Annotated in this window: 1 protein-coding gene; it reads left to right on the plus strand. The window is 35.3% G+C overall.

Features of this window, described 5'->3' with window-relative positions; all coding sequences use genetic code 11:
* Nucleotides 1–609, plus strand: a 609-nt coding sequence (locus U9R90_RS36560; RefSeq protein ID WP_411061824.1) for a hypothetical protein, incomplete at its 5' end; no start/stop codon positions are given.
* Nucleotides 610–768 lie beyond the last annotated feature (159 nt).

The following is a 768-nucleotide window of genomic DNA, read 5'->3' on the forward strand; positions in this document are numbered from 1 at the left end:
GGTAAGGCATATATTATTAATAAAAATTTTTTATTTTTACTAATAGTATATTCTTTACAGATGGCGTATAAAAGAACACGAGGATTCCGGCGATTTTCTGGCCCGGCTAGAAAAATTATGCGACGAGGAGGACAGCTTACGAAAGGCTTCCGTAACAAAATCAGGAGAAACATTTTGAGTAATAAACCTGTTCAAAGAGCAGTTGTGGTACGCACGCCACCTATATTTAGCAGTAATAGGAAATGGAATCGTACAATTAGATTTGATGTAAATCCCACTGCTACGAATGTAACTTATGCGCAATTGGGTCTTCACGAACATCAGTATTATGCTCCTTTAGCATCATCTCCGAGGTGGAATTCTATGAAGATAATTTCTTTTAAGGCTTATGGTATAGCTGGAGGAAGAATGACTATTAATGTAACTGGTCAGCAGGATGAGACAATTAGTGCCCAATTTCAAGACTATGGAGATGGAACTGAAAGGTCATGCATTTCTGTTGATATGCCAGTTGAGTCACCTACGTTGTCTGCTAATGCCACTACTGAAATTTTGACATTTTATGCTGAAACTGTACAAGTCATTGATTTTTATGTTGAATTAAGTTAAATTGTAATTAGGTTAGGTTTGGAAGACGAATAAAAGAGTTTCAACTCAATATCAGAGAATAAACAAACATTTAGTTACCTACTTACTAAAAGCACAAACCATAAATCGCATAAATATTCTAAGTCCAAAATTAGCATTGTTGGATAGGGATAGCATATT

This window comes from Streptomyces sp. E11-3 (assembly GCF_046540415.1).
Classification (GTDB): Bacteria; Actinomycetota; Actinomycetes; order Streptomycetales; family Streptomycetaceae; genus Streptomyces.